This is a genomic window from Limosilactobacillus equigenerosi DSM 18793 = JCM 14505 (assembly GCF_001311375.1).
Taxonomy (GTDB): Bacteria; Bacillota; Bacilli; order Lactobacillales; family Lactobacillaceae; genus Limosilactobacillus; species Limosilactobacillus equigenerosi.
Genome location: NZ_BBAS01000005.1, coordinates 39,366 through 64,239, shown reverse-complemented (window position 1 = coordinate 64,239; position 24,874 = coordinate 39,366). Strand labels below are relative to the sequence as shown.

24 protein-coding genes, 8 pseudogenes and 1 riboswitch are annotated in these 24,874 nt (G+C 45.3%); of the genes and pseudogenes, 31 read left to right on the top strand and 1 reads right to left on the bottom strand.

Going from position 1 to position 24,874, the window contains the following annotated elements:
* Positions 1-3 precede the first annotated feature (3 nt).
* The 19 genes and pseudogenes from JCM14505_RS03825 to JCM14505_RS03750 all read left to right on the top strand — a co-directional run bounded on the left by JCM14505_RS03825 (position 4) and on the right by JCM14505_RS03750 (position 15,639).
* Positions 4-408 (top strand): hypothetical protein, encoded by a 405-nt coding sequence (locus JCM14505_RS03825; protein ID WP_054653064.1) that lies wholly within the window; start codon positions 4-6, stop codon positions 406-408.
* Positions 377-1,147 (top strand): segregation and condensation protein A, encoded by a 771-nt coding sequence (locus JCM14505_RS03820; RefSeq protein WP_054653062.1) that lies wholly within the window; start codon positions 377-379, stop codon positions 1,145-1,147. Before JCM14505_RS03825 ends, JCM14505_RS03820 begins: the two co-directional genes overlap by 32 nt.
* On the top strand, positions 1,140-1,724 hold the full coding sequence (scpB, locus tag JCM14505_RS03815) for an SMC-Scp complex subunit ScpB (protein WP_054653060.1): 585 nt from the start codon (positions 1,140-1,142) through the stop codon (positions 1,722-1,724). Before JCM14505_RS03820 ends, scpB begins: the two co-directional genes overlap by 8 nt.
* Positions 1,725-2,433: pseudogene (locus JCM14505_RS03810) on the top strand (pseudouridine synthase); the annotation flags it as partial. It lies immediately after the preceding gene.
* Between the two features lie 187 nt (positions 2,434-2,620).
* Positions 2,621-2,740, top strand: a riboswitch (FMN riboswitch).
* 140 nt (positions 2,741-2,880) lie between these two features.
* On the top strand, positions 2,881-3,336 hold the full coding sequence (locus tag JCM14505_RS03805) for an ECF transporter S component (RefSeq protein WP_263848947.1): 456 nt from the start codon (positions 2,881-2,883) through the stop codon (positions 3,334-3,336).
* A gap of 117 nt (positions 3,337-3,453) precedes the next feature.
* Positions 3,454-4,512 carry a helix-turn-helix domain-containing protein gene (locus JCM14505_RS03800; protein ID WP_056995737.1) on the top strand — a complete coding sequence of 353 codons (1,059 nt, stop codon included), beginning with the start codon at positions 3,454-3,456 and terminating at the stop codon, positions 4,510-4,512.
* Positions 4,484-5,125, top strand: coding sequence for a DEAD/DEAH box helicase (locus tag JCM14505_RS08950; protein ID WP_156249826.1), 642 nt, complete (start codon positions 4,484-4,486; stop codon positions 5,123-5,125). Before JCM14505_RS03800 ends, JCM14505_RS08950 begins: the two co-directional genes overlap by 29 nt.
* Positions 5,082-5,924, top strand: coding sequence for a helicase-related protein (locus JCM14505_RS08945; protein WP_225352249.1), 843 nt, complete (start codon positions 5,082-5,084; stop codon positions 5,922-5,924). The genes JCM14505_RS08950 and JCM14505_RS08945 overlap by 44 nt, the downstream gene beginning before the upstream one ends.
* A 63-nt stretch (positions 5,925-5,987) precedes the next feature.
* Positions 5,988-6,800: a LysM peptidoglycan-binding domain-containing protein gene (locus JCM14505_RS03790; RefSeq protein ID WP_054653056.1), complete on the top strand. Its 813-nt coding sequence runs from the start codon at positions 5,988-5,990 to the stop codon at positions 6,798-6,800.
* 11 nt (positions 6,801-6,811) lie between these two features.
* Positions 6,812-7,498, top strand: coding sequence for a (d)CMP kinase (gene cmk / locus JCM14505_RS03785; protein ID WP_054653054.1), 687 nt, complete (start codon positions 6,812-6,814; stop codon positions 7,496-7,498).
* Between the two features lie 65 nt (positions 7,499-7,563).
* On the top strand, positions 7,564-8,799 hold the full coding sequence (gene rpsA, locus JCM14505_RS03780) for a 30S ribosomal protein S1 (RefSeq protein ID WP_054653052.1): 1,236 nt from the start codon (positions 7,564-7,566) through the stop codon (positions 8,797-8,799).
* Between the two features lie 71 nt (positions 8,800-8,870).
* Positions 8,871-10,185: pseudogene (gene der, locus JCM14505_RS03775) on the top strand (ribosome biogenesis GTPase Der).
* Positions 10,186-10,375: 190 nt separating this feature from the next.
* Positions 10,376-10,651, top strand: coding sequence for a non-specific DNA-binding protein Hbs (gene hbs, locus JCM14505_RS03770; protein ID WP_054653050.1), 276 nt, complete (start codon positions 10,376-10,378; stop codon positions 10,649-10,651).
* 118 nt (positions 10,652-10,769) lie between these two features.
* A complete protein-coding gene (locus tag JCM14505_RS03765; protein ID WP_054653048.1) occupies positions 10,770-12,041 on the top strand; it encodes a tetratricopeptide repeat protein in 1,272 nt (423 codons plus the stop codon).
* Positions 12,041-12,420, top strand: a pseudogene (locus JCM14505_RS10365) (CCA tRNA nucleotidyltransferase); the annotation flags it as partial. The gene JCM14505_RS03765 and the pseudogene JCM14505_RS10365, both read left to right, overlap by 1 nt.
* Positions 12,412-12,735, top strand: a complete 324-nt coding sequence (locus JCM14505_RS10360) for a tRNA nucleotidyltransferase/poly(A) polymerase-related protein (protein ID WP_369395380.1) — start codon at positions 12,412-12,414, stop codon at positions 12,733-12,735. The pseudogene JCM14505_RS10365 and the gene JCM14505_RS10360, both read left to right, overlap by 9 nt.
* A 29-nt stretch (positions 12,736-12,764) precedes the next feature.
* Positions 12,765-13,244, top strand: coding sequence for a tRNA nucleotidyltransferase domain-containing protein (locus JCM14505_RS10355; RefSeq protein WP_369395354.1), 480 nt, complete (start codon positions 12,765-12,767; stop codon positions 13,242-13,244).
* Positions 13,245-13,268: 24 nt separating this feature from the next.
* The gene (locus JCM14505_RS03755) at positions 13,269-15,140 is read left to right on the top strand and encodes an ABC-F family ATP-binding cassette domain-containing protein (RefSeq protein WP_439646034.1); all 1,872 of its coding nucleotides are present in this window, start codon (positions 13,269-13,271) and stop codon (positions 15,138-15,140) included.
* The gene (locus JCM14505_RS03750; RefSeq protein WP_054653044.1) at positions 15,133-15,639 is read left to right on the top strand and encodes a dihydrofolate reductase; all 507 of its coding nucleotides are present in this window, start codon (positions 15,133-15,135) and stop codon (positions 15,637-15,639) included. Before JCM14505_RS03755 ends, JCM14505_RS03750 begins: the two co-directional genes overlap by 8 nt.
* Here the strand turns inward: JCM14505_RS03750 and trhA are convergent.
* A pseudogene (trhA, locus tag JCM14505_RS03745) lies at positions 15,619-16,264 on the bottom strand (PAQR family membrane homeostasis protein TrhA). The gene JCM14505_RS03750 and the pseudogene trhA overlap by 21 nt on opposite strands.
* Positions 16,265-16,397: 133 nt before the next feature.
* Here trhA and JCM14505_RS03740 point away from each other — a divergent pair.
* The 12 genes and pseudogenes from JCM14505_RS03740 to JCM14505_RS10540 all read left to right on the top strand — a co-directional run bounded on the left by JCM14505_RS03740 (position 16,398) and on the right by JCM14505_RS10540 (position 24,872).
* Positions 16,398-17,241 (top strand): annotated as a pseudogene (locus JCM14505_RS03740) (DegV family protein).
* A 50-nt stretch (positions 17,242-17,291) separates the two neighbouring features.
* A complete protein-coding gene (locus JCM14505_RS03735; RefSeq protein ID WP_054653043.1) occupies positions 17,292-18,209 on the top strand; it encodes an SGNH/GDSL hydrolase family protein in 918 nt (305 codons plus the stop codon).
* Positions 18,210-18,211: 2 nt separating this feature from the next.
* On the top strand, positions 18,212-18,700 hold the full coding sequence (locus JCM14505_RS03730) for a YpmS family protein (RefSeq protein WP_369395351.1): 489 nt from the start codon (positions 18,212-18,214) through the stop codon (positions 18,698-18,700).
* A gap of 105 nt (positions 18,701-18,805) precedes the next feature.
* Entirely contained in the window at positions 18,806-19,030 is a 225-nt protein-coding gene (locus JCM14505_RS03725; protein WP_054653041.1) for a YozE family protein, read from the top strand.
* 131 nt (positions 19,031-19,161) lie between these two features.
* Positions 19,162-19,874 (top strand): annotated as a pseudogene (gene deoD, locus JCM14505_RS03720) (purine-nucleoside phosphorylase).
* Positions 19,875-19,971: 97 nt separating this feature from the next.
* Complete coding sequence (gene ylqF, locus JCM14505_RS03715; protein WP_054653039.1) at positions 19,972-20,844, top strand: ribosome biogenesis GTPase YlqF; 873 nt, start codon at positions 19,972-19,974, stop codon at positions 20,842-20,844.
* Positions 20,837-21,604 (top strand): ribonuclease HII, encoded by a 768-nt coding sequence (gene rnhB / locus JCM14505_RS03710; protein ID WP_054653037.1) that lies wholly within the window; start codon positions 20,837-20,839, stop codon positions 21,602-21,604. The genes ylqF and rnhB overlap by 8 nt, the downstream gene beginning before the upstream one ends.
* A gap of 56 nt (positions 21,605-21,660) precedes the next feature.
* Positions 21,661-22,125, top strand: coding sequence for a DNA-processing protein DprA (locus JCM14505_RS09975; protein WP_263848946.1), 465 nt, complete (start codon positions 21,661-21,663; stop codon positions 22,123-22,125).
* Positions 22,022-22,285: pseudogene (locus JCM14505_RS09970) on the top strand (DNA-processing protein DprA); the annotation flags it as partial. The gene JCM14505_RS09975 and the pseudogene JCM14505_RS09970, both read left to right, overlap by 104 nt.
* A 13-nt stretch (positions 22,286-22,298) precedes the next feature.
* Positions 22,299-22,523, top strand: coding sequence for a DNA-processing protein DprA (locus JCM14505_RS09965; protein ID WP_263848945.1), 225 nt, complete (start codon positions 22,299-22,301; stop codon positions 22,521-22,523).
* Positions 22,524-22,825: 302 nt separating this feature from the next.
* Positions 22,826-24,507: pseudogene (gene topA / locus JCM14505_RS03700) on the top strand (type I DNA topoisomerase).
* The gene (locus JCM14505_RS10540) at positions 24,408-24,872 is read left to right on the top strand and encodes a DNA topoisomerase family protein (protein ID WP_439646033.1); all 465 of its coding nucleotides are present in this window, start codon (positions 24,408-24,410) and stop codon (positions 24,870-24,872) included. Before topA ends, JCM14505_RS10540 begins: the two are co-directional and overlap by 100 nt.
* Positions 24,873-24,874 lie beyond the last annotated feature (2 nt).

The window sequence follows — 24,874 nt, the reverse complement described above, 5'->3', positions numbered from 1 at the left end:
ATCATGTTAGAAACATATCGAAAAGAAAATCGAAAAATTGCGCTCGGATTATTATCGTTTATTACCAATCGGGCAACGAATTATGATGATTTAAATCAATTATTAGATTGGGGTTTAACTACACCGCGGAGTGTCTTGTTATGGGAAAATCCCACGATTAATCAGGTCAGCGGAATTGTAATTGTGGAACTTGGCCCCACGTATGTATTACTACGGGAATTTGCGTTGTCACCAGGCGATCGCTCCGGTCGCAATATGTTTGCGATTTTTGATGAGCTCAAGCAACGCTATCCTGAACATCGGTTAATGGGGACATTAACGACCCAATCATTATTATCAAGCTGGGAAAAAGCCCGGCAGTATGAGGAGAAAATCAATGGCAACCAATTTACCGCGCCACGTCGGTGATATTACCTTACACTTACAAGATTTTGATGGGCCCTTAGACTTGTTGCTTCACCTAATTAAGCAGGCCGAAATGGATATTTACGATATTGAAATCAGTGCGATTACTGATCAATATATGGCGGTGTTACGGCAGGAAACCGCCCATCAATTAGAAGTGGCTGGCGAATACTTCGTGCTTGCGGCGACTTTAATGGCGATTAAGAGTGAAATGTTACTGCCCCAACCAACCGTGGAGTTTGATCCCGAACCGGATGAAACCATTGATCCACGGGAAGAATTGGTTAGTCAATTGTTAGAATATCAACGCTATAAGCAAGCGGCAGCCAACTTGAAGGATAAGGAACAAGAACGGGCGCAAGCGTATACTCGGGAAGCGATGGCGGTGCCAACCGATTTAATTCAAGCTTCGTTTGCCCCCGGGGTCTCATTGGATGAATTGCAAGCAGCCTTTGCGGCGGTGATGAAACGACATCATTTTAGCGAGCCAGCTACGCAAACCATTCAAGCGGAACCAATTACGGTCGCCGAACGAATTGACCATGTGTTAGCGACGGTGACGGGCCCAACTCGGTTTGAAGATTTATTTGCTGATGCTAAGACCCGGGATAATTTAATTACCACGTTAATGGCGATTTTAGATTTAGCCAAATATCAAGCGATTAAAATTGAACAAAGTGCGCCCCTGGCCCCAATTATTATCTTGCCAGGCGCCAAGAAAGCGGAGTATCAACATGGATAAATTAGCGCAATTAGAAGGCTTACTCTTCATTAGTGGCGACGAAGGGATTACGGTTAGTGAACTCGCTAACAGTACAAATTTACCGAATGCAACGGTGACCGAATTATTAACGCAGTTGCAAACCCGGTATCAAACTGATGAGCAAAGTGCGTTACAACTACTACAAAGTGACCAAACGTATCGATTAGCGACCAAAAACGAATTAGCACCGATTATGAAGCGGTACTTTGAAGCGCCATTAACGGTTCCATTAACCAACGCCTTATTAGAAGTCTTAGCCATTATTGCTTATAAGCAACCAATTACCCGGCTGGAAATTGATGATATCCGGGGGGTGCAGAGCTCCGGATCAATTCAAAAGTTAATGATGCGCGGGCTAATTGAAACGAAGGGCCGTTTGGATGTCCCCGGACGCCCATTTCGGTATGCTACGTCGGCGTCCTTCTTAGACTACTTTAACTTGGCGACGTTGGCAGATTTACCAGCGTTACCAACGACGGATGAAGCGGCGTTAGCAGGCGATATTTTCTTACAAGCTTTGCAATCAAAACAAGCAATCAATGAGGAAGCAGAATAGATGGAACGATTACAAAAAAGTGATGGCCCAAGCGGGGGTAGCTTCGCGGCGGGCATCAGAAAAATTAATTACGACTGGTCATGTGACAGTCAATGGCGAAATGGTGCGCGAACTCGGGACAAAGGTAACGAGTAAAGATCATATTGAAGTTGACGGGGTCCCGATTGAACGCGAAGCCTTAGCCTATTACATGTTAAACAAACCTCGCCGCGTGATTAGTTCAGCCCATGATGATAAGGGGCGGCGAACGGTCGTTGATTTATTAGACGCCGAAGATGTCACGGTGCGGTTGTACCCAGTGGGGCGGTTGGATTATGATACGACTGGTTTGTTAATCATGACCAACGATGGGAATTTAGCCCAAGGCTTGATGCATCCAAAGTTTGAAGTTGATAAGGTTTATATTGCTAAAATTAAGGGTGCATTATCAAACGACGATCAACAACAATTACGCCTGGGGGTTAAAATTGATGGTCGGAAAGCGAAACCCGCGAAGGTCAAAGTTACGAGTACGGACGACCAAAAGCACACCTCAATTGTAAAATTAACGATTCATGAAGGTCGTTACCACCAAGTGAAAAAGATGTTAGAAGCCGTTGGTCACCCCGTGATGAAATTACACCGGGAAAGTTATGGGCCATTAACGCTTGGTAAGTTGCAACCGGGCGAATGGCGCGAATTACGGCCACAAGAAGTCGAGGAATTAAAGGCTGTAGCCACAGCAACGAAACCCAAGCGAACCAATGTTAAATCGGGTCGTAACCCTCGGCACCGCCAAGGAAAACGACCAGCCAAGTTAACGCAAAGTTCAGCACGACGGGGACGACGCCAACGCTAAACCGTTGACGCTAATGCCGACTAGTGATACACTGAACAAGTGAAATCAAAGTGAATAGGTTTGTCTTCAAGGCAGGGTGTAATTCCCGACCGGCGGTATAGCCCGCAACCCACAATCGTGGTGGAATCTGGTGAAATTCCAGGTGCCGACAGTAAAGTCTGGTATGCAGAAGATTAATTGAGGGCATCTTTTTTGGTGTCCTCTTTTTTTGGAGATAAATCTCGCAAAGTTTGAGGAGGTTTAGATCATGACGAATTCACATTTACGCTTACAACGGATGGCGATGGTAGCGATCATGGGGCGCTTGCCTTTATTTTAATGATTTTCGAAATTCCGAACCCATTTTCCGTAGCCGGCTTTTTGAAATTGGATATTTCTGATTTGCCGGTAATTTTGGTCACGTGGTGTTTCGGCCCTTGGAGTGGGTTAGCTACTGCTGCGATTAAAGTTGTCTTGCATTTAATGGTAGGGGGCGACTGGTTAGGTTCATTAAGCAATTTAATTTCAGCCGCCTGTTTAATTTTTCCGTTCAATTGGGCCTTTCAACATCCCAAATGGAAATTATACAAACGCCTTTACATTGGTGGGGCAGTAGCTACTATTACGTTAACGCTAGTCATGTCCTTACTAAACTTATGGGTTTTAGTCCCGCTGTATTCAGTAGTTTGGGGCTGGCACAAGTGTGCCGATGGGACAATTAATTGCGCTCGGGGTGGCGCCGTTCAATGTCTTGAAAGGGTTGATATTAGCCGCGTTGTTTGCGCTATTAGCTAATTCACTCAAAGGCGTGGTAAAACAATATCAAAAATCGTAAAAAGAATGGTCGATTGGTTACGCTTACGTTATAATAAGCGAACGAATCGACCGTTTTTAGTAAGGGAAGGGGAGCCAATGGAAGAAGATTTATTACAGTTACTAAGTCCACAACCACGGCGGTTACGAGTTATTGAAAATATTTTGCGCGGGCGGCGGTCGGAGGCGACTTTATTTTGGGCCTATAATTACCATATTTTAGGGATGCTGGGGGCGCGGCGCCAGTTAACGCGTGGTCAATGGGAACGAATGATCCGGCAATGGGAACAACGAGGTTGGGTGCAACAAGCGGACCAACAAGCTTGGTTAACGAGTGCCGGGGCTGACCATTTAAGTAATTGGCAACGAGAACACTACCAAAGTCAGTTCGGGGCGTGGGCGTGGGTAACAAATGTTGATCAATATTCCCAACGATTATTACTCGCCTTGCAAGTGATTTCGGAATTTAAGCACCAACACGCTCACTATGTACCGGTTAATTTAAATGAATTTGAAATGCAACGGGTGCGTCAATGGGTGCAAGCGTTAGCCAAATCAGATTTAACGTTAATTGAAACCCAAATCACTCAACTGGTAGCGCAACTAGCGCAACATGATGAACGCTTGGCGATAGTGTGGACCTATCGCTTAATTGGGTATCATTTAATTGGGTGGACTGAGCGGCAAGCGGCCGCTGAATTAGCGGTTGCCTTACCTGAAGTGCGGCTGATGATTCGGGATACCTGGTTGTTTATGGCGACCGGGATTGCCCAACAAGGGGGACCGTTGGCAGCGTTAATGAGTGATTTAATTAATCCTCGCCCCATTACTAGCAGTGCTGCCAAAACCCTCCAAGCATATCAACAGGGGTTAACAATGGAACAAATCAGTCAACGCCGTTATTTAAAGCTCAGTACGGTTCGGGAACACTTATTAGAAGTGGCCATTTTAATGCCAAATCAGCTTCAAATGGCTTCGCTAATTCCACCAGCGGTCCTGGCAATTTTGAAACAGTATAGCGACCAACCCGCCGTGACGTGGGAATATGATGCAGCCCGTTTTCCGGTTGAAACAACGGTGGCGTTTTTTTACTTTCGGTTATATCAAATTATGAGGTGTCATCAGGAATATGGCGATTACAACGGATCAATTGCATAAATTATTGCAGACGCATTTTGGGTTTGCTGACTTTCGACCGGGGCAATTACCAACCTTAACAGCGGTGTTAAATGGGGAACCGACGCTGGCAGTCTTGCCAACCGGCGCCGGGAAGTCCCTCTTGTATCAATTGCCACGTTACGTAATTCAGGCCCCAATTGTGATTGTGTCCCCCTTAATTTCGTTGATGCAAGATCAAGTTAACCGCATCCGCGAACATGGGCATGGTCGGGCAGTCATGTTAAATTCAACGTTGACGTATCAAGAACAACAATTAGTTTTACAGCATTTACGGGAGTATCAATTTATTTTTATTTCACCAGAGACGTTGGTGAAACCGAAAATCTTAACGGCCTTAAAACGCCAAGGAATCGGCTTGGTGGTCATTGATGAGGCACACTGTATTTCGCAATGGGGGCCCAATTTCCGGCCTGAATATTTATTGCTTAAAGATGTCTTACAGCAATTAAACCCACCGCGGTTGTTAATGTTAACCGCCACGGCCCCGCCCAAAGTCCGAACTGATATTTTGGCCCGACTCGGGTTGGTGGAAACGCAAGTGACGCAAATTGTTGAATCAGTTAACCGGCCGAATATCTTTTTTTGCGGTTGAAAAAGTGGCGGACGAGGCAACGAAGCAACAGCGCCTATTAGCTTTGGTTAAGGAACTTGGTGGCCAAGGGATTATTTACTTTTCCAGTCGCCAATTAGCCAACGAAATGGCGACCGCCTTACAAGCCGCAACTGAGCTGCAAGTCTCATCGTACCACGCGGGGTTGGACGCCTTGGAACGGTATCGAATTCAACAACATTTTATGCGCGATCAATTAGATGTCATTTGTGCAACGAGTGCCTTTGGGATGGGGATTGATAAGGATAATATTCGGTATGTGATTCACTATCATTTACCGAAGAGTTTGGATGACTATGTGCAAGAAGTTGGCCGGGCGGGCCGGAATGGGCAACCAAGTGTGGCAATTTTATTGAATGCCCCGGGGGATGAATTGCTCCCACAAAGCTTAAACCAAATTGAAATCCCACCCGTACCTATTTTGGAACAAGTCCAAGCCCGTCAATTACCAGCGAGCGCGTTAGGCGAGCAACGGGAAATTTTACAATTTTACTTAACGCATGGAATTGCGCCAAGCGAACTGGCGGCCTTTTTAGCGCCGCATCAGGCTGAATTGGCGCAACAATTACAGTGGATGCAAAGTTATCTGCAAGTGCAAGGTTGTCGGCGGCAGCTAATTTGGCGGTATTTTGGTGAAACCGGAGCCAGTCAGGCGCGGTGTTGCGATGGCTGTCAACCCGCTTGGACGCCAGCAACGTTGGATTTACCAGCGTGGGAAGTTCCAAATCGGGAGCAAAATCCCTTGGCGTGGGAAAAGCGGTTAAAACAATTCTTTAACTAGTAGACCGACCCTTGAAAATAATGATATGATAGAATGCGAGATTAATTTAGATGGAGGAATACCATGAGTAAAGAACCAGAAAAGCAACCAACGGATGACCAATTATGGAATAAGACGTTTGACGAAGCCCCAGAAGTCGATCCAACGGCGGGGTTAGATGAATCGGAAGTTAAGGATGACGCCACGCAGACGGAGCAACCAGGTAGTGATGAACCAGTTGTTGAAGAAGTTTCGCTTGAAGATGACCCCAAGGCGGTGCGTTCAAAGCGGATGGGGAACCAATTATTAACGTTGTTAGTAATTTTGGTGGTCGGCTTAGCTGCTACGCCAGTGATTTACTGGGTGCAAAATCAAAATAAGTTTAGTCACCCACAAACGGAAGCGGTGGAAAGCTCTAACAAGCGGCATTCAGAAGAAGCTTCAAAGCGCGCGGCTGAAAAATCCGCAAGCGCTAAGAAAGCGTCAGAAGCAGCTGCCAAGAAGAAGGCCGCGGCGAAAAAGTCATCTAAATTAGCTAAGGAAAAGGCCGCAAAGGCAAAACGTGCTAGTGAAAAGAAGCAAGCGGCGGCTGATTCAGCCAAGGCAAAGCGGGAGTCAGTAAAGGCAGCGAAAGCTTCATCCAAGGCAGCCGCAAAAGCTGCTAAGGAAGCTAGTCAAGCGAGTCAATCCAATGCTAACCAAGCTCAAGCCCAACCAGCTCAACAACCGGCTGCCCAAACGACCAACACTGGCTCTAACTATGCGACGGTGCAACGGGGGCAAGGTCTTTACCGAGTGGCTGTTAACAACGGAATTACGGTGCAACAATTGATGCAACTGAATGGCTTAAGTTCAAGTGCTAACTTACAACCTGGGCAACAATTACGAGTACGGTAAGGAGAGAGTTAATGACGAGTTTTCAAGTAGCAATTGATGGACCAGCCTCAGCCGGTAAGAGTACGGTGGCGAAGTTAGTTGCCCAAAAGTTTGGCTTTATCTACTGTGATACTGGTGCGATGTACCGGGCGGTGACACTAGCGGCCTTACAACAAGGAGTGGCTATGGATGATGAAGCAGCGATTATTGAAATTGCGCAACATTTACCACTCCGCTTTGAAGCGGGGGATCCGCAACAAGTTTTCTTAGGCGACCAAAATGTGACCCAATTGATTCGGACGAGCGAAGTGGCGGCTAATGTTTCAGCCGTCGCAGCGATTGGTGAAGTTCGGACGGCCATGGTGGCCATGCAACGGGAAATTGCGGCGACCGACAATATTGTCATGGATGGTCGTGATATTGGAACGACGGTCTTGCCTCAGGCGCCAGTTAAAATCTTTATGGTTGCTTCGGCTTATGAACGGGCCCGGCGGCGGTATGAAGATAATAAGCAACGGGGATTACCAACCCAATCAATCGAAGCATTACAAGCAGCGATTGAATTACGGGATCAAAAGGATTCCACGCGGGCAGTGTCGCCATTAACCCAAGCGCCCGATGCGATTCGCTTAGATACGACGCACTTAACGATTGAGGAAGTTGTGAACGAGATTAGTGAAATTATCGAAAAAAACTCAACAAATCGGTTAAAACACTAGTCAAAGCGGATTTCATTTAGTAAAATAGTAATCAGAGTTAATTGTCACTAGGAGGATTTTATTAGATGGCTGAAAATGAAACTATGAACGCGATGTTAGAAGCACTTGACAGCATCAAGCCAGTTAACGTTGGTGATGTTGTGAAGGGGAAGGTATTGCAAATCGATGACGATCGCCAAGCAGTCGTTGGGATTGAAGGTGCCGGGGTTGAAGGAATTGTTCCTGCCAACCAACTTTCAACGAAGCCAGTTACGGACATCAACGATGTTGTTAAGGTTGGGGATGTCTTAGACTTGGTTGTTATCTCAAAGATCGGCAGCGATAAGGAAAACGGGAGCTACTTGCTTTCACACCGTCGTTTAGAAGCCATGAAGGTTTGGGACGAAGTACAAGCTAAGTTCGAAGCTGGCGAAACGATTACGGCTACGGTTACGCAAGCCGTTCGTGGTGGATTGGTTGTTGATGCTGGAGTACGTGGTTTCGTACCTGCATCAATGATTACTGATCACTACGTTGATGATTTAAACCAATTCAAGGGTCAAGAACTTGAATTCAAGATTGTGGAAATTGAACCAAGCGAAAACCGTTTGATCCTTTCACACAAGGAAATCGTTCAAGCACAACACGCTGAAGCAGCTGCTAAGATCTTCGGTTCATTAGCTGCCGGTGACGTTGTTAAGGGTAAGGTTGCTCGGATGACGAACTTCGGTGCCTTCATCGACCTTGGTGGGGTTGACGGATTAGTTCACGTTTCTGAAATTTCATACGACCACGTTGCTAAGCCAGCTGATGTCTTAGAAGTTGGTCAAGAAGTTGACGTGAAGGTCTTAAGCGTTGATGCTGATAAGGAACGGATTTCCCTTTCTATCAAGCAAACGTTACCTGGACCATGGGATAACATTGAAGAAAAGGCCCCACAAGGTGCTGAATTAACTGGTACTGTTAAGCGTCTTACGGACTTTGGTGCCTTTGTTGAAGTCTTCCCTGGTGTTGAAGGTTTAGTTCACATTTCTCAAATCTCACACAAGCACATCGCAACGCCTGCTGATGTCCTTAAGGTTGGGGAAGAAGTTAAGGTTAAGGTACTTAACGTTGAAGCTGATAAGCAACGTTTAGGTCTTTCAATCAAGGCCTTACAAGAAGCTCCAGCTGGTGCTGAAAACAATAACAACAACGGTGGCAACCGTCGTCCACGTCGTCGTAACAACACGAACAACTTCGTGGCTGATGCCCCTGAAGAAGAAACCGGATTTACTCTTGGTGACTTAATCGGTGACGAATTAAAGAACGCTGGTAAGTAATTTAATTACTTATCATTAAATCAAAAGAGGTTGGGTCAAACTCAACCTCTTTATTTTTAAAGGAGAATTCCATGTCAAATCCAATTGTAGCCGTCGTAGGTCGTCCTAACGTCGGTAAATCAACTTTATTTAATCGGATTGCGGGGGAACGAATTTCAATCGTTGAAGATACCCCTGGGGTAACACGGGATCGGATTTATGCCCATGGAGAATGGTTAGGGAAAAACTTCAGTATGATTGATACTGGGGGGATTGAAATGTCTGACCAACCATTATCAACCCAAATCCGGGAACAAGCAGAAGTGGCGATTGATGAAGCGGATGTGATTGTAATGGTCGTGAACGTTGAAAACGGGGTCACGGATGCTGATGAACAAGTAGCTAAAATTTTATACCGGTCCAATAAGCCGGTCGTCTTAGCCGTTAACAAGGTCGATAATCCGGAACGGCGGACGCAAATTTATGATTTCTATTCTTTAGGCTTGGGTGAACCTTACCCAATTTCAAGTGTCCATGGGGTCGGGCTAGGTGACTTATTAGATGAAGTTATCAAGCACTTCCCAGAAAAGAATGACGAAATTGATGATAAGAAGATCCGCTTTAGTTTCATTGGTCGTCCGAATGTTGGAAAATCCTCAATCGTGAACGCGATGCTCGGCGAAGAGCGGGTGATTGTTTCTGATATTGCCGGAACCACGCGGGATTCAATTAACACCGAATTCAAGACGCCTGATGGTCAAGAATTTACGATGGTTGATACGGCCGGGATTAAGAAAAAAAGGTAAGTTATACGAAAACACGGAACGGTATGCTTTAATGCGGTCAATGCGGGCGATTGATGACTCCGACGTGGTCTTATTTGTCTTGAACGCTGAAGAAGGAATTCGCGAACTTGATAAGCACGTCGCTGGTTACGCGCATGAAGCGGGCCGGGCGATTGTAATCGTGGTTAACAAGTGGGATACGATTCCTGACCGTGACCAACGGACGATGACGGACTTCACGAATTTAATCCGGCAAGAATTCCAATACTTAAGTTATGCCCCAATTATTTTCGTTTCCGCTAAGACCAAGCAACGGTTGCACAAGTTGCCGGCCATGGTGCAAGAAGCTTATGAACACCACACCCGGCGGGTACAATCAGCGGTCTTAAACGACGTCTTAATGGATGCGGTGGCAGCCAACCCAGCGCCAACGTCAAATGGACGGCGGTTACGGATTTACTATGCAACCCAAGTGGCAGTTCAACCACCGACGTTTGTTATCTTTATGAATGATCCGGACTTAATGCACTTCTCATATGAACGGTACTTAGAAAACCGGATTCGGGCGGCGTTTGACTTTACGGGGACGCCAATTCATATTATTAAACGGCAACGGCAATAAAGAAGTTGTTAAACGAATGGCAAATTTAGTTAACTTTGGGTCAAAAAGGACGCTAAATGTTGTCATATCAACGATTCTATGATAATATACCATATGAAATGTTAGAAATATCGCTATTATTTCGTTAATTTGGGACCACTCCAAATTTAAGCAACATTTTAAAATTCGGTCAATGGGAGGTGAAATCCACATGGCAAACAAAGCTGAATTAGTAAACAATGTCGCAGCCGAAACTGGTTTAACGAAGAAGGACGCTACGGCCGCTGTTGACGCTGTCTTCTCATCAATTGAAAAGGCATTAGCTAACGGTGAAAAGGTACAACTTATCGGTTTTGGTAACTTCGAAGTTCGTGAACGTGCAGCTCGTAAGGGTCGTAACCCACAAACTGGTCAAGAAATCCAAATCCCAGCAAGCAAGGTTCCTGCATTTAAGCCAGGTAAGGCCTTAAAGGATGCTGTTAAGTAATCCTTAACTTGCTTATTTGAGGGTGTAACAAGCTTGATGGCTGTTGCATCCTCATTTTTTTTGTCTCAGGGGAATTAGGAGTGGGACTGAAGCAGCGAATGATAAAGGAGTGCAGTAAATGTCATATTCACAACGCATGTTAGATGAAATTGAAGCGGGCCAATTAGATGCCGCCAAGAAATCCTTTGCGTGGGCGTTACGCAAAGATGATGATGATACCTTATTTAGTTTGGGGGAAGAATTATATGGGCTCGGCTTTAACAACCAAGCGCAACGCGTGTATTTAAAATTATTGGAAAAATACCCGGATGAAGATGTCTTACGGACGGTGTTAGCCGAAATTGCGATTGATAATGATCATAATGATGAAGCGTTAAGTTACCTAAATCAAATCAAGCCGGATTCGGATTTTTATTTATCAGCATTATTAGTTGCGGCCGATTTATACCAAACGGAAGAACAATTTGAAGTTACCGAAGCCAAGTTAAAAATTGCTTACCAAATCGCGCCGGAAGAACCCGCCGTCTTATTTGCCTTAGGGGAATTTTACCGGTTAGTTGGGAAGGCTGAACAAGCAATTCCGTATTACTTTGCGTTGATTCAACAAGGGTTATTAGAATTTGCTAAGGTTGATATTGCGGGACGCTTAGGAATGGCTTACGCCCAAGCCGGTAAGTTTGATCAAGCCTTGGGATACTTAGAACAAGTTGATCGCCAATACCGGTCCAGTGATATTCGCGCGCAAATCGGATTAATTCAATTACATACGGGTGATTTGAAATCCGCGGCCGCTACGTTAAGCGATTTAATCAAAGATGATCCACAATATACGTCAGCTTATCCGGCGTTAGCGCAAGTTTACGCCAAGCAAGATAACTTTGAGCAAGCGCTTAAAACCTTGCAAGAAGGGATGGGCTATGACGAATACAATGAATCCTTATATGCGCAAGCAGCGGACTATGCCAGTCATTTGGGTGATAGCCAGTTAATGGACAAATACTTGGCAAAAGCCCACCAATTAGATCCTGAAAACCAAACGATTACGTTGCAATATAGTAATTTCTTGTTAGATCAAGGTCGGCATCAAGATAATCTAAACTTATTAGCATCCTTAGATGAGGACGATGGGATTGATCCGCAAGCACAATGGAATGCGGCGCAATCTTACCTGGCGCTGGAACAATTTGATGAAGCCGGCCAAGCGTTTGAAAATGCCCGGCCAAGCTTTGAAACGAATCCAACGTTTGTAAAGCAATTAGTTGCATTCTATCAATTAATGGGTTATCGCGAACAAATGTTGGATGAATTACAACGCTACGTAGCGTTGGTTCCAACTGACGAAGAGATGGCGTTACGGTTAGCACAAGCAGAAACGGACTGGGATTACTAATGAAGATTGAACAATTACCAGCGGAATTTATCGCCGCGGCCCCAGTGTTAGAACAAATCGAAGCAGCTGGGTATGAGGCTTACTTTGTCGGTGGTTGTGTCCGGGATACCTTATTGGGTAAGCCCCTCCATGATATTGATATCGCTACGAGTGCTATCCAAGTGAAATTAAGGCGATTTTTAAAAAGACGGTCGATACAGGGATTGAACATGGGACGGTAATGATTCTTGATCATGGACAAGGCTATGAAACAACGACTTTCCGGACCGAATCAGGGTATCAAGATTATCGGCGGCCTGATGAAGTCACCTTCGTCCGGTCAATAGCCGAAGATTTAAAGCGCCGGGATTTTACGATTAATGCCCTAGCGATGAATCCGCGTGGCGAAGTGATTGACTTGTTTGATGGGATGACAGATTTAAACGCCGGGATTATTCGCGCTGTGGGCGACGCTAATGAACGGTTTAACGAAGATGCATTACGGATGATGCGGGCTGTTCGCTTTGCGAGTCAATTGAACTTCACGATTGATCCGGCAACCATTGATGGGTTAAGGCAAAATGCCCCCTTATTAAGTAAAATTGCCGTTGAACGGATTCAAGTGGAATTTGAAAAACTAATGCTCGGTCAACAACCAGTCCCGGCCTTGCAGTTAATGGACCAAACTGGGTTATTGATGCTGCGCCAGTCTTAGCAGCGATTGCCCCGGGCTTGAAGCAATTAATGACCGTTTCTACGTGGCCATTAACGACGCCGGCCACGGTATGGACAGTCGTGGCGGTAACGAATGGTTGGGACCACCAGCAAATTAACACGGAATTAAAGTCGTGGAAATTATCCAATGATTTAATTAAACTGGTCCAAGCACAACGAACTTATTATCAAGCAGCGATGACGGGAACTGTTGACGCGATGGTCAGCTTTGCGGCTTCAGAAGTTATTATTCGCGGGGCCAGTGCCGTAGCGCAATTATTAGGGCATTCGTTTGATGAAACGTCTGCGTTACAACAATACCGCGACCTGCCGATTCATAATCAACGGGAATTAGCGGTGAACGGCGGGCAACTAATCCAAGCCGGCTTGCAACCAGGGCCGGCGTTAGGCCAGGCTTTAAAGCAATTATTAACGGCGGTGGTGACGGGCGAACTAGCTAATGAAACCACGCAATTGATTCAAGCAGCGACCGCTGACGAGGAGAATTAAGATGCAAACATTACGGCAGAAGGCTTGACGAGTACGTATGGTGAAAAGGTACTCTTTCAAGATGTCAATTTTTTAATTAATGAACACGACCGCATTGGGCTAATTGGGACCAATGGGAGTGGAAAAACGAGTTTATTAAATGTGATTGCGGGTGATACGAATGCCGATCAAGGGCAAATTATCAAACCCGGTGATTACACAATTGGTTATTTACGCCAACAACCCCAATTACCAGCTGATTTAACGATTACGCAAGCCATTTTTACTGGGGAACAACCGGTCTTTGATTTAATCCGGCGGTATGAAGAGGTGTTAGCGGCGTATAGTTTGAATCCGAATGATGCGCAATTAGCGGATCGGTATGCGAAGCTACAAACCCAAATGGACCAAACGGATGCGTGGGAAGTTGAAAGCCAAATTAAAACCATTTTGACCCAACTCCACATTGATAATTTAGACCAACCCATTAGTGAATTGTCGGGTGGCCAACTTAAACGGGTTGGGATGGCGCAAGTGTTGATTCAACAACCCGATTTACTAATTTTAGATGAACCCACCAACCACTTGGACCTCGATTCGATTGTGTGGTTGCAAGATTACTTGGCGAGCTATGCGGGCGCAGTTTTAATTGTGACTCATGACCGGTACTTCTTAGATCAAGTGACGAATCATATTTGGGAATTATCATTTGGGGAAATGTACCATTATGATGGGAATTACCAAGCCTTTGTGGAACAAAAGGCGGCGCGAGTTGCGTTAGCCCAAGAAACCGAAAAGAAACGCCAAAGCTTGTATCAAAAGGAATTATCCTGGATTAAAACGGGAGCCAAAGCCCGGAGTACGAAGCAAAAGGGTCGGATTAATCGGTTTAACGAATTAAAAGATCAACTCGGGAAACTCCAAGTTGACCAAGATGTTTCGATTACAATGGGATCCCAACGGCTCGGCAAAGATGTGATTGCGATGGAAAATGCGAACTTGGCGTTTGACGATTTAACCATTTTGCACGACTTTAATTGGCTCGTGCAAGCTGGCGATCGGATTGGAATTTCTGGGGTCAATGGAGCCGGGAAGACAACCTTGTTCAAGATTTTAATGGAACAACTACCATTGGATAGTGGCACGCTTAAAATCGGGGAAACGGTTAAGTTTGGGTACTATTCCCAACAAACGGAACCGATTCCGGAAGATAAGCGAGTGATTGAATACTTATCCGAAGTGGCGGAAAGTGTCGTTGATAAAAATGGCGAACGGATTGAAGTGACGAACTTACTCGAACGGTTCTTATTCCCGCGGTTTATGCATGGAACGTTGATTCGGAAATTATCCGGGGGTGAAAAACGACGGTTGTTCTTGCTTAAGATTTTGATGCAACAACCAAATGTCTTATTAATGGACGAACCAACCAATGATCTGGATATTGGGACGTTAGCAGTTTTAGAAGATTATCTTGATGATTTCGCGGGGACAGTGATTACGATTTCCCACGACCGGTACTTCTTAGACCGAGTGGCCGACCAACTCTTAATCTTTAAGGGTAATGGGGTGATTGATCGGCATGTCGGCTTGTTTACCGATTACTTAGACCGGGAAGCTAATCAAGCAACCACCGCAGCGCCAAAACCAGTTAAGAAGGTCACTGAGCAGCCAGCGGTGGCTAAGGAGCCAACTGTAAAGACTAAATTAACGTACGCAGAACGGCTGGAATGGGATCAAATTAATGAGGAACTCGATGACCTCGCCAATCAACAAGCCGAGCTCGAAACGGCCATGGCCGAAAATGGCGATAATTATGAAAAGCTAGCGAAGCTGCAAGGTCAATTAAATGTTGTGACGAAGGCGTTGGATGAAAAAACGGCCCGCTGGGAGTACTTGAGTGAATATGTCGATGAATAAGTACCCCCTAAGTTTTGTGTGGGCGGAGGATTTAACCGGCGGTATTGGGTATCAAGGCCAATTACCGTGGCATTTTCCCGCCGATTTAGCGCATTTTAAGACCGTCACGATGGGGAAAACAATCGTGATGGGTGGCCGAACGTGGCGGGCGATTGGGCGAGCGTTACCGGGGCGAACGAGTGTGGTGTTAACGCGCCAACCATTAACGGTTCCTGGGGTAATGGTTGTCCATGATGAGGCTCAGTTGCACCAAGTGATTGCCGAGCGCCGCCAACTGGAACCAGTTGCGATTATCGGTGGGGCGACCCTTTTTGCGTTATTGCAGGCGCAAGTTGATGTCTTAGAACGGACCGTAATTGAAGCAACTTATCCGAGCGATACAAAAATGCCCAAGCTTGATGAGCAAGCTTGGACATTAGTTAATCAGACAACATTAATTGAGCATGGCGTTAAGTTACGCTTTGAAACTTGGCACCGCCTAGACGTAAAAGAGAATTGAAAAATACATTAAACTCGAGCCAACCATGACAAAACAATGCCAAATCAGATGCGTATAATCAGTCGGGAAGCTGTATAACAAAGCCCCTAAGGTATAGACAACGCCACCGGCAAATAAGAGCCAAACCCAACCGTTCCTAAGGCATGGTAAAGGGGGACGAGTGCAAAAAGGCACATCCAACCCATGATGACATAAATCAGGGTTGAGAGGTGGCTTTTTTGTTTAAGTACAGACTCTTGTAAACAACGCCGGCAATCGCCATCACCCAAATAATGCTTAACAAGGTCCAGCCCTGCCATCCTCCAATCGCCACTAAACAATAGGGGGTATAGCACCCCGCAATCATTAAGTAAATCATCGAGTGATCAATGATTTGAAAGACGTGGCGGGCGCGGGTGAAGTACAGTGAGTGAAATAAGGTTGAAGCAAGGTAAAAGATAATCATAATGAAACCGTAAATGGAAAAAGCCACAATTCGCATCGGCGTCATCAAGGCTGGATTAGCTGCCGTGTGGACTAATAAGACGACGAGCCCCACGATTGCTAATAAGGCCCCTAAGCCGTGCGTCACGGCATTGCCAATTTCAATTAATAGTTGCCGTAATTTGATTTTAGTTTGTGTCATTAATCAATCCCCACTTTTTTTTGTTCAAACATGCATTCTTGAAATCGGTTTGTTATACTAGAATTATCAGCGATGAAACCGATTTGTGAAATTAGTTTCATTATAGCAAACTGCGAGAAAAGAGTGTAAAACTATGTCGAAGATTAAGTTAGTAACTGATTCATCCGTGGGCTTAACACAGGCCGAAATCGAAAAGTACGATATTACCATCGTGCCATTAAATGTGATGATTGACGGTCAAACATACGTTGAGCGCGAAGAAATTACGAATGATGAATTCGTGGCCAAGATGGAAGCTAGCGATGAACTGCCCAAAACATCGCAACCACCAATCGGTAAGTTTGTGGATGCCTTTGATCGCCTTGGCGCGGATGGGAGCGAAGTTTTTTTGTATTAATATGATGGAAAGTTTGAGTGGCACTGTTCATGCGGCCGAACAAGCAGCCACGATGACCGAGACCAAGGTAACGGTACTCGATTCTGATACGACGGATCGGTGTTTAGGTTACCAAGTCTTAGAAGCAGCCAAAGCGATTGAAAATGGCGCCACGGTGGAAGAATTAATTACTTTATGTAAAGATGTTCAAAAGCGTTCGAAGATTTACTTAGGAATTGATAATGTTAAGAACCTCGTGTCGGGGGGCCGCGTGAGTCGATTCGCCGGAATGCTATCGGGGGTCTTAAATATCAAGCCAATGTTATATGTCCATGATGGCGTGATTGATATTCCAGCCAAAGTACGCGGGACTAAAGGGATGCATAAGCTTTGGAAGGACATTATTGCTGAGATGCAAGCTGGTCCGAAAGTGAAGATGATTGGGATTTCGCATGTGGACGCCGGCAGTGAAATGGAATGGTTAAAAGCTCAATTGCACCAAGCCTTCCCCGAGATTGAAATTTTAGTCCGGACGACGGTACCGGTGATTGCAACCCATACCGGAGAAGGGGCTAATTGTTTGTTATACTACACAGAATAGTGAAGAAAGAGGTCTAGTCGCAGGCTCTTTTAATATTAAGGTGAAAGTTAATGAAGAAGTGGATTATTAGTTTAGTAGTGCTCGCGGGGGTGGCCGCAGGAGGTGGGGTGGCTTACCAAAAGCTAACCTCATCGCCGCAACCAGGTACACAATCCGCACAGCGGGTGGTGAAAAAACAAATTCATCTCGCAGCGCTTGGTGACTCGTTAACCGAAGGGGTCGGCGATCAAGCTAAGCAAGGTGGTTACGTGGGGATTATTAAGCAAACCTTGGCCAAACAATACCATAATCAAGTTGTAACTGCTAACTTTGGGAAGAGTGGGGATCGCTCGGATCAAATTTTAAAACGGTTAAATACCCAACCACAGATTAAAACCGGGCTTAAACATGCGGATGTGATTGTCATGACGGTGGGCGGCAATGATTTATCGCAACTACTATACGCGAAAGCACCGGGAGCGAGCGCCAAGCAAGTTGATCAAGCTGTAGCTAAGGGAGCGCATACTTATCAGCAAAAATTGCAACGACTCTACCGGGCAATCCGTGAAGTTAATCCGCACGCGCCAATTTTTGTGATTAGTGTTTATAATCCCTATTACGTTTACTTTCCAAATATCACTACTATGAATGATGCCGTTACGCAATGGAATCGGGTGACTAAACAGACGTTGACCAAGCATCCGCAAACGTATTTCGTCAATATTCAACAAACGATGTCGTATGGCCAATATCAAACTGCCGCCCAACGGTCATCGTTAGTAGCGCGGACGGAATCGGCTAATCGTGGTAAAACGCAGCAACAAGAAGTCGTCAAGGTGATGAAAACGAATCGCAATTTGAATCAATATATTTCGACGGGGGATAATTATCATCCTAATCATCGTGGGTATGAAAAGATGGCGGCGGCCTTGCTCAAAAACATGCAACAACATGATCAATTTGAATATGAAACTAAGGCAGGAAATTAGTTATGAAACAACGGAATTGGTATAAGTTATTATTTTGGCTGTTATTAGCTGTGAACGTGATTGGGATTGGCACCCTGGCGGTGAAAGCAACCGGGCCCGTCAAAGTAGGAATTGAAACTCCAGCCCCCAAACCGACGGATTCATCGGTGGAATTATTATTGAATCGTTCGCAAGTGAATACTTTGTCAGCGAATTATCTCAATCGCTTTTTAAAGAACCGGCAAGTTAAATATGAATTTTTGGTCGGCAAGCAATATGCCACGGTGGTCGGGACCACCAAATTTATGGGCGTCCAAGTTAAATTTGCGCTTAATTTTGTGCCCGAACGGACGGATGAAGGAAATGTGTTATTACGCGCCAAGAGTTTGTCAGTCGGACAGCTTAAACTCCCAATGGGGTATGTAATGCACTACATTGCGAAAAACTATGATTTACCAACTTGGGTAACCTTAAATCCGAAAAAAACGGACCATCCTGCTGGATCTGAATAAATACAGTCAAGATAAGGCGGTTAACTACCAAATGAAAGAACTTAATATGGAAAAGGGCCAATTTAAAATTCGCTTGAGTATGCCACGGAAATAGGAGGACGCACGATGTTTCGCGAAAGTTTTTACCAGTTTTTAATGACCCAACGGAATCCCAACCAACCAAATGAAATTGAACAATTTGCTAATGATGCCTTTTTTGATACGGCGTTTCCAAAGCATTCGCAGGATTTTGATGAAATCTCGCATTACTTAGAAGAAAACGTTAATTATTTATATTCAATGACGATTTTTGATGATGCTTGGCAATTATATTTAGCTAAAATGAATTAATTTAATGCTCATGAATCCTAAATTTAAGGGGTCATGAGCTTTTTTCTTCGACTCAAATAAGGTACAATGGAACTATAAATGAAAGCGCATACAAAACGCTAAATAATGTTTGACAGAGAGGATGTTTAATTATGAGTACACCACATATTAGTGCTGAAATGGGCGATTACGCGGATGTTGTTTTATTACCAGGGGATCCATTACGCGCCAAGTACATTGCGGAAAATTTCTTGGACAATGTGAAGCAAGTTAATGCCGTGCGGAACGCCTTTGGGTACACGGGGGAATATAAAGGCCACCGGGTCTCGGTGCAAGGTTCCGGGATGGGGATTCCATCAATGTCCATCTACATCAATGAATTAGTCCGTGAATATGGGGTCAAGACGATTATCCGGGTTGGTTCTTGTGGGGGGATTGCCCCCGATGTTCATCTGCGGGATGTGTTATTAGCCCAAGGGTCCTCAACGGATTCGGCCGTGACCGCCAACACGTTTGGGCCAGGGTTCCACTTTGCACCAATTGCTGATTTTGGGCTACTAGACACGGCGTACCACGTCGCTGAAAAGCTTGGGGTTAGCACCAAGGTCGGGGACATTTTTGCTGCCGATCGGTTCTATAATGACGAACTTGATATGACGAAGTTACGTGATTACGGGGTTTTAGGAACGGAAATGGAATCAGCCGGCTTATACCTCTTAGCCGCCAAGTTACACTTTAAGGCTTATCTGTCTTAACAGTGAGTGACTTAATTTTTGGCGATGAAAAGACGACGTCTGAGGAACGGGAAAAGACGTTTAACGATATGATTAAGATTTCCTTGGAAACGGCGATTGCTGATAAGTAAGTTAGTTAGATGAAAATGAGCACCCAGCGAGGTATGAAGCTGGGTGTTTTTGTATTATAATAACAACTAGCACTTTGTTGAAAGGAAACCAATTTTTATGGCAGTTATTCAATGGTTCCCAGGACATATGGCCAAGGCCTTACGTCAAATTCGGGAACAAATGCATTTAGTCGATATCGTTTTTGAATTAGTGGACGCCCGCGTTCCGTATTCAAGTCAAAATCCGGAAGTCGACCTGGCCACGGGGGATAAACCGCGGCTCTTAATTTTAACCAAGATGGACTTAGCGGATCCGGAAGTCACGAAGCAATGGCGTGAATACTTTAAGGAACATAACCAACCGGTGTTAGCCCTTGATTCACGGGCCCATAACGTTGCTAAAGTGGTAACGAAAGCTGCGAAAGAAGTTTTGGCGGTTAAATTAGCTAATGAAGCGGATAAAGGAATGCAAAAGCGGGCGATTCGGGCCATGTGTGTCGGGGTTCCAAATGTTGGGAAGTCGACGTTATTAAATCACTTGGTAAAGAAAAATGTCGCCGCTACCGCTAATCGACCGGGGGTAACAACGGGACAACAATGGCTCCGATCATCCGCCGAATTGGAATTACTCGATACGCCAGGGGTCTTATGGCCGAAGTTTGAAACGACCAAGATTGGGGTGATGTTAGCCTTATCCGGAGCGATTAAGGATAGTTTATATCCCAAAGATGATGTGGCAATTTTCGCGATAGATTATTTACGGGCGCATCGATTAAACGAATTACAAGCGCGGTATCGCTTAACGGATGATGAAATAGCGGAATGGGTCCCAACGCCAGAATTGTTATTAACGATTACGCAAAAACTGGGCATGTGTGATGATTATGAGCGGGCTAGTGAACGGATTATCTTTGATTTACGTAAAGGTAAGCTCGGCCCAATCAGTTTAGAAGTCCCGGCTGATATCAATGACGAGGGCTACAATGAATAAGCCAACGATTGCGGAAGTCAAAGCGTATTTAAAAACCGCCACTTCGCTGACTGATCCGCAAGTAATGGCTTGGGCAGCTGATGAGCGCAAAGGGGTCCAAACCGCCCTTAATCAATTTAAAAAGCGTTTAGAACGCCAAGCAGCAGCCCAAGCGGCGTTTGACCAACGGTTTACGTATGAACGGCAATTATGGGCCGCTGGTCATCAATATGTGGCCGGGATGGATGAAGTGGGCCGCGGACCATTAGCAGGCCCGGTAGTTACTTGTGCGGTAATTTTGGATGAAAGTTTTGATTTAATTGGCGTGACGGATTCCAAACAACTTTCGGCGAGTGAACGGGAACGGCTGTATTTAAAGATTGTGGATGAAGCCATCGAAGTCCAACTGGCGGTCAATGATGCACCAGTAATTGATGATTTAAACATTTATGCGGCAACACAGGATGCGATGATGCGCACCATTAAGCAGTTCAAGCATCAACCGACCCATTTAATTGTTGACGCCGTACCGCTACCGTTTGATTACCCGCAAACGACGTTAATTAAAGGCGATCAAAAGAGTATCTCCGTGGCCGCGGCTAGTATTGTCGCCAAAGAGTATCGGGATCATTTAATGGCCACGTATGACCAGCTGTATCCGGAATATGGCTTTAAGCAAAATGCCGGTTACGGGACTAAACAACACTTAGCAGCCTTAGCTGAATATGGAGTAACCCCGATTCATCGGCGGACATTTGCCCCCGTGCCAAAATATCTATAATTAATCGGTTTAAATTGTTAGTACCTGCGTATTTATTAAATGCGGAGGTATTTTTTATGCAATTTGAAGATGATTTATTTGCGTTAAGTTTTTGTCGGCAATTAAGTCCGCACGTTTTACGAATGGTGGCGCGGGTCGGAATGGAACAACGCAACCCAGATTTATGGACTTGTCTCCAAGCAGTTGGATTAACGGAAAGTCAAATGACAGCGTTGACCACAGAATTGAAAACGCCGTGGGTACAACAACAAGTCGCGCTAAACTATGAAGTAAACCACCTCGTTTTGACGCAAGAAACATATCCCAGTCAATTACGCGAGATTTATGCGGCTCCAGTGGTGTTATATTACCGCGGGGATCTCAGTTTATTGACGACGCCACAATTAGCGGTGGTCGGCAGTCGCCAAATGAGTCAGTATGCCAAAATGGCGATGGAGCATTTATTACCACCAGTCATCGAGCAAGGAATCACGATTGTTAGTGGCTTGGCGAAGGGGGTGGATGCATGGAGCATCAATTAGCAATGCAACATGGGGGTCACACGATTGCGTGATTGGGAGTGGGTTAGATGTTACCTATCCTCATCAACATCGGTTATTACAGGAACAACTTGCCCAACAGCAATTGTTAATTACGGAATATCCCCTCCAAACCCCGCCGAAAGCGCAACATTTTCCAGCCCGGAATCGGATTATTGCAGGCCTTTGTTCGACCTGTTTGGTGGTGGAAGGAAAACAAAAAAAGTGGAAGTTTAATTACCGCCAATCAGGCTTTGCAAGAAAATCGGAATGTGATTGCAGTGCCAGGGGATATTGATCGGAAAACGTCAGTCGGTACGAATGAATTAATTGCCGCCGGCGCGAAACCAGTGCTGACGAGCGATGATATATTGGAAGAATTTAGTATGCGGAGCCGTTAAAAACTTCCGTGGGGTAAGCATTGCCTCCCGTGCGATGGATGGAAATCCATCGGAGGAGGCTGGCTTAGCCATAGGAAGTTTAGGCGGAGAATGATTACATTTGTGAATAAACCCCTAGTTTTTCCTTAAAATTACGATAAAATTGCCATTAAAACAGGATTTAATTTGACAGAATGGAAAGGAGTAGCAATAATAGGTAAGACAATATAGTAGAGGAGAACTGGATTTTGGCAGCAAAGACAACAGCAAAAAAACCAGCGATAAAGAAAAAAACAACGCGGAAAGCGCCGCAAAAGAAATTGGTGATTGTGGAATCGCCTTCCAAAGCCAAGACGATTGAAAAGTACCTCGGGCGGACTTATAAAGTCGTGGCCAGTGTGGGGCACGTGCGCGATTTACCCAAGAGTCGAATGGGGGTTGATATTGAAAATAATTATCAACCGGATTACATCTCGATTCGGGGAAAAGGGAGCGTGATTAAGGAACTCAAAAAAGACGCGAAGGCAGCGAAGGCGGTTTATTTGGCATCTGACCCGGACCGGGAAGGGGAAGCGATTGCTTGGCATTTAGCTAGCTTGTTAAAGGATTCCAATGATAATTTAAACCGAGTGACGTTTAACGAAATCACGAAGGATAAAGTTAAGGAAGCCTTTAAAGAACCGCGTGAAATTAACATGGACTTAGTGGACGCCCAACAAGCCCGCCGGATTTTAGACCGGTTAGTGGGTATTCAATTAGTCCAATTTTATGGAAGAAAGTTAAAAAAAGGTTTGAGTGCCGGTCGGGTTCAATCGGTTGCCTTAAACTTAATTATCAAGCGGGAAAATGAAATTCGGAATTTTAAGCCCGAAGAATACTGGACGCTTGATGCTGAATTTAAGCATGGCAAAGATCAATTTGGCGCTAGTTTTTATGGCTTAGATGGCAAAAAGACCAAGTTACCAAATAACGAAGCCGTTCAAAAAGTGTTAGGTCAATTAGATCGCCAAGCTCCATTTGACATTACGGATGTTGAACGTAAGGAACGGCGGCGGTCGGCCCAACCACCATACACGACGTCAACGATGCAACAAGATGCGAACCGGCGGCTGAATTTCCGGACCCGGAAAACGATGATGGCGGCCCAACAACTGTACGAAGGGATCAATATTGGTGAAGGGGCGACCGTTGGGTTAATCACTTATATGCGGACAGACTCCACGCGGATTTCAGCAGTGGCCAAACATGAAGCTTCGCAATTCATTCATGATGAATATGGAGCTGAGTACGCCGCCACGAAACCGGTAAAAGGTAAACTGCCAGAAGGGGCGCAAGATGCTCACGAAGCGATTCGGCCAACATCAGTGTTCCGGACGCCGGCTAAGATGAAGCAATACTTGTCCAATGACCAATATAAACTTTACAACTTAATTTGGAGTCGTTTTGTGGCCAGCCAAATGACCCCACAAGTGATGGATACGATGGCGGTCATGATTGAACAAAACCATGTTGATTTCCGTGCCACTGGGTCAAAGGTAAAATTCCCTGGGTTTACGAAAGTTTACAAGCGGGGGATGACAAAGATAACTTGTTACCGGACTTAAATGTTGGTGATCAAGTAATGCTGGTGAGTGATAATCCGGCACAACACTTTACCCAACCACCGGCCCGCTATACGGAAGCGGCCTTGGTTAAGTCGCTAGAAGAAAATGGGGTCGGTCGGCCATCCACGTATGCGCCAACGCTTGATACGATTCAACGCCGTTATTACGTGAAGTTAACGGCGCGCCACTTTGAACCAACCGAACTTGGTGAAATCGTCGATAAGATTATCGGGGAACAATTCCCTGAAATCGTGAATGTTAAATTTACGGCCGAAGTTGAAGATAGCTGGATGAAGTTGAAGTGGGAAAAGAAAACTGGGTCAAGGTTGTCGATGAATTTTATCAACCATTTTCTAAGGAAGTGGAACGGGCGGAAGAACAAGTTGCCAAAATTGAAATGAAGGACGAATTGGCCGGGAGTGACTGTGATATTTGTGGCGCGCCAATGGTCGTGAAAATGGGACGGTATGGTAAATTCCATGCATGTTCGCGGTTCCCAAATTGTCGGAATACTAAGGCAATTGTTAAGGATACCGGGGTTAAATGTCCCGTTTGTCACGAAGGAAACGTCGTTGAACGTAAGTCAAAGCGGAACCGGACGTTCTATGGCTGTTCGCGGTATCCAGATTGTGACTTCGTTTCATGGGATCGTCCAATTGAACGTGAATGTCCAAAAGACCATCACTTCTTAGTTGAAAAGAAGGTTAAGGGTGGGAAGCAAGTTGTTTGCCCAAATGGCGATTACAAAGAAGAAATTCAAAAGTAACT

Coding starts and splice junctions, on each gene's coding strand:
- JCM14505_RS03825 (WP_054653064.1), top strand. CDS start 4: ATGTTAGAAACATATCGAAAAGAAAATCGAAAAATTGCGCTCGGATTA.
- JCM14505_RS03820 (WP_054653062.1), top strand. CDS start 377: ATGGCAACCAATTTACCGCGCCACGTCGGTGATATTACCTTACACTTA.
- scpB (WP_054653060.1), top strand. CDS start 1,140: ATGGATAAATTAGCGCAATTAGAAGGCTTACTCTTCATTAGTGGCGAC.
- JCM14505_RS03805 (WP_263848947.1), top strand. CDS start 2,881: ATGATTTTCGAAATTCCGAACCCATTTTCCGTAGCCGGCTTTTTGAAA.
- JCM14505_RS03800 (WP_056995737.1), top strand. CDS start 3,454: ATGGAAGAAGATTTATTACAGTTACTAAGTCCACAACCACGGCGGTTA.
- JCM14505_RS08950 (WP_156249826.1), top strand. CDS start 4,484: ATGGCGATTACAACGGATCAATTGCATAAATTATTGCAGACGCATTTT.
- JCM14505_RS03790 (WP_054653056.1), top strand. CDS start 5,988: ATGAGTAAAGAACCAGAAAAGCAACCAACGGATGACCAATTATGGAAT.
- cmk (WP_054653054.1), top strand. CDS start 6,812: ATGACGAGTTTTCAAGTAGCAATTGATGGACCAGCCTCAGCCGGTAAG.
- rpsA (WP_054653052.1), top strand. CDS start 7,564: ATGGCTGAAAATGAAACTATGAACGCGATGTTAGAAGCACTTGACAGC.
- hbs (WP_054653050.1), top strand. CDS start 10,376: ATGGCAAACAAAGCTGAATTAGTAAACAATGTCGCAGCCGAAACTGGT.
- JCM14505_RS03765 (WP_054653048.1), top strand. CDS start 10,770: ATGTCATATTCACAACGCATGTTAGATGAAATTGAAGCGGGCCAATTA.
- JCM14505_RS10360 (WP_369395380.1), top strand. CDS start 12,412: ATGAATCCGCGTGGCGAAGTGATTGACTTGTTTGATGGGATGACAGAT.
- JCM14505_RS10355 (WP_369395354.1), top strand. CDS start 12,765: ATGACCGTTTCTACGTGGCCATTAACGACGCCGGCCACGGTATGGACA.
- JCM14505_RS03750 (WP_054653044.1), top strand. CDS start 15,133: ATGAATAAGTACCCCCTAAGTTTTGTGTGGGCGGAGGATTTAACCGGC.
- JCM14505_RS03735 (WP_054653043.1), top strand. CDS start 17,292: ATGAAGAAGTGGATTATTAGTTTAGTAGTGCTCGCGGGGGTGGCCGCA.
- JCM14505_RS03730 (WP_369395351.1), top strand. CDS start 18,212: ATGAAACAACGGAATTGGTATAAGTTATTATTTTGGCTGTTATTAGCT.
- JCM14505_RS03725 (WP_054653041.1), top strand. CDS start 18,806: ATGTTTCGCGAAAGTTTTTACCAGTTTTTAATGACCCAACGGAATCCC.
- ylqF (WP_054653039.1), top strand. CDS start 19,972: ATGGCAGTTATTCAATGGTTCCCAGGACATATGGCCAAGGCCTTACGT.
- rnhB (WP_054653037.1), top strand. CDS start 20,837: ATGAATAAGCCAACGATTGCGGAAGTCAAAGCGTATTTAAAAACCGCC.
- JCM14505_RS09975 (WP_263848946.1), top strand. CDS start 21,661: ATGCAATTTGAAGATGATTTATTTGCGTTAAGTTTTTGTCGGCAATTA.